At 39.8% G+C, this 2,752-nt stretch carries 2 protein-coding genes; both read right to left on the reverse strand.

From position 1 onward, the window contains the following. Positions 1-333 precede the first annotated feature (333 nt). Complete coding sequence (gene istB / locus BR02_RS0113000; RefSeq protein ID WP_031517772.1) at positions 334-1,089, reverse strand: IS21-like element helper ATPase IstB; 756 nt, start codon at positions 1,087-1,089, stop codon at positions 334-336. After that, positions 1,086-2,627: an IS21 family transposase gene (gene istA / locus BR02_RS0113005; protein ID WP_034639607.1), complete on the reverse strand. Its 1,542-nt coding sequence runs from the start codon at positions 2,625-2,627 to the stop codon at positions 1,086-1,088. The genes istB and istA overlap by 4 nt, the downstream gene beginning before the upstream one ends. Positions 2,628-2,752 lie beyond the last annotated feature (125 nt).

The following is a 2,752-nucleotide window of genomic DNA, read 5'->3' on the forward strand; positions in this document are numbered from 1 at the left end:
TGTAAGCGGTCAATACTTTTGGATAAAAAACGGCCAATAATTTTGGACGATTTTTTCCAGTTATTTAATTCCCCTGTGGATAAAATTAACGGGGTTTTGTTGTTGCCTAAGATGTAATATATTATCATTATGTGATTGTCAATATTAGACCACTTTCTAGCGGGTTCGATAGGAAAGCAACCCGCTAGCAGCTACATTAGACCGTCAGTGGTTATCCTATCCTACTACTCTTTTATAATTTTTCTTATCTGCTCTTGAATGTATTTTTTGGTAACAATCATAAGCCTCTCCTTTCAGCAATGCCTGATCGGTAGGATTCTTTAACGTTTATATTTATTGATCAAATATAGTATTCCTGTGCTGTAAGCGATAACTATCACCGGTCATATTAAATAACTCGCTGTTATGAACAAGCCTGTCCAGTACGGCTGCTGTAATAACCGGATCTCCAAAGAATTCCGGCCACTCATCAAAACCCTTGTTAGATGTAATAATTACCGATGTATTCTGGTAGAGATTGGTTACCAGTTGAAAAAATAGGTTTGCTTCTTGTTTTGTGATTGGCAAAAACCCTACTTCATCGACAATCAACATATCTGTGTTCATAATGTTCTTTAGCTGCCGCTTACTCTTTACCGACATTGATTCCGTTTTTAGTATTTTTATCAGTTCATCCATCGATATGAAGATAACACGATATCCCAAGTCTACAGCCTGAATACCTAGCCCAATACTAAGGTGCGATTTCCCTACGCCGGGCGGCCCAAGAAAAAATAGGTTAAAAGCCTTTTCCAACCAGTGCATATCCATCAGTTGCTGTATTTGGCGCCGGGTTACTGATGTTTGAAACCCAAAATCGAATTCTTCAATGGTTTTGTGATATGGGAAGGCAGCTCGTTTTAATCTTTTAGCACGGGCGTTAGCATTTCTTGCGTCTACTTCTTTTTGTAGTGCCATATACAGAAAATCCAAGCAAGTTGTGTCTTCTCTTATTGCAGTAGTCATTAGATCATCCAAATGATCCCTGATGCTGTTTAGGCGCAGTGAGCCCAGCAGTGTCCTAACCTCTTGGGTCTTGGTATTATTCAATGTTTCACACCCCCTAGGAGGGTGGAGTATGCTGAAATACTTCTCTGTTCGGCTTTTACCTTAAGGTACTGGGGCCATGAATCAGGATTATCCAACACCGATATGTCAACGGGTGTCTCTTGTTGACTTAAGAAATGCTCTGCTGCACAGCGACAATCCACAGCGCTGTGAAGAGTCATCTCTAGACAATAGGCGATAGCCTTTTCTACGATGGGTGAAGGATAGACCTTTGCCACCTCATTCATTAGTACAAACTGATCACGTACATATCGGCTTTTCTCTTGACGTATGGCCTTAAGAAACTTTGCTGCGTTGTCACTACCACCCAGGTTCTCTAGTGTTTTTTCGTAGAATTCATTTATCTTTTGGCTGTTATCTCTGAGGTGATTGTTGTTTTGTATTAAGGCTCCTTTCTCGGCACTGATTTTGTGCCTGGTTACAACTTCTTTAGTAATGAGATGATAGAGGACAATGCAATTATCTTCAATTACTAATTCTAACTCAAGGCCAGGTTTGTATGTGCCGATCGGCACTGAATAACGATTACTTTTGTAAAGGATGGTGTTGTCTTTTCTTACCACCCTTGTTACAATATCCTTAGGTATATTATTTATATTAGGTACAGGCTTAAGGTGTTGCTTTTCCAGGAGAAACACCTCTGCCGGTATCTTTTTTGTTGTACCGTGGATCTTAGTATTTGCTGTTCTTTCCAGCCAATCTACACAACTTTGGTTCCATGTTTTAATATCTATAAACAGGCGGTTAGCGGCAAAATTACGTTTCATATATTTTACAACTGCTTCAACCCTACCTTTACTTTCAGGATCACTTTTTCTACATAGCCATACATTAAAACCCATGGCTTGCTTGAACTTCTCAAATTCAAAGGTGTAGATAATGTCTCCATGATTTTCACTGACTGCAATTATCTTATCTTGATCAAATACCAATTCTTCAGGTATGCCACCTAAGTAATCAAAGCAGCGCCCCAACATTTTAATAAAGATTGCTGTAGTTAGGGGCCTATCAGACCACTCTGCATATTTGTATCTAGAGTGGGAGAGTACCACACCCATGCCATAAAGTTTAATATTAGCTCCGGTCGATGTTCGTACGGTTGTTTCTCCAAAATCAATTTGCATTTGTTTCCCCATTGGCGGGTCAACCATAGCCTGATACTGCCGACTAGCCTCTTTTTTGTGGATATTATGTTTTTCCCGTAGCCGTGATACATAACGCCGAACAGTACGATCTCTGCAATCATTGAGCTTGTAGTGTTCTTTGAGCCAGTCCATCACCTGGGCACTGCTAATGTCCGGGAATTCTCGAAGCCAGCTAAGGATAACATCCTGGTATTTGTCTAGCTTTTGTGAGCGTCTACCACTTTGTTGCAATAACTCAGCATATCCTTCAGCATCCAACTCCCAGTACTTGCTAACAGTTTTTACATTAATGCCTAACTGTCTGGCCACTTGGGACTTATTAAATCCCTTGTTTCTAAGTTGATAAATCTGAGTATACATTTTCCACCTCACCATTCTATTCACTCCCCTTCAGTCTGATATAAATATACCAGTTGACTAAAGAAGAATGGTATTGTGAACTGGAAAAAATCATCCGTTTTTAATGGCCAAAATTCGTCCCTTTTAGTTTACCACTTACA

It is taken from the genome of Desulfofalx alkaliphila DSM 12257, from assembly GCF_000711975.1.
Lineage (GTDB): Bacteria > Bacillota > Desulfotomaculia > Desulfotomaculales > Desulfohalotomaculaceae > Desulfofalx > Desulfofalx alkaliphila.

What these genes read in the sequence shown, in the direction of transcription:
- istA (WP_034639607.1), bottom strand. Translation starts at nt 2,627, where the DNA reads ATGGTGAGGTGGAAAATGTATACTCAGATTTATCAACTTAGAAACAAG.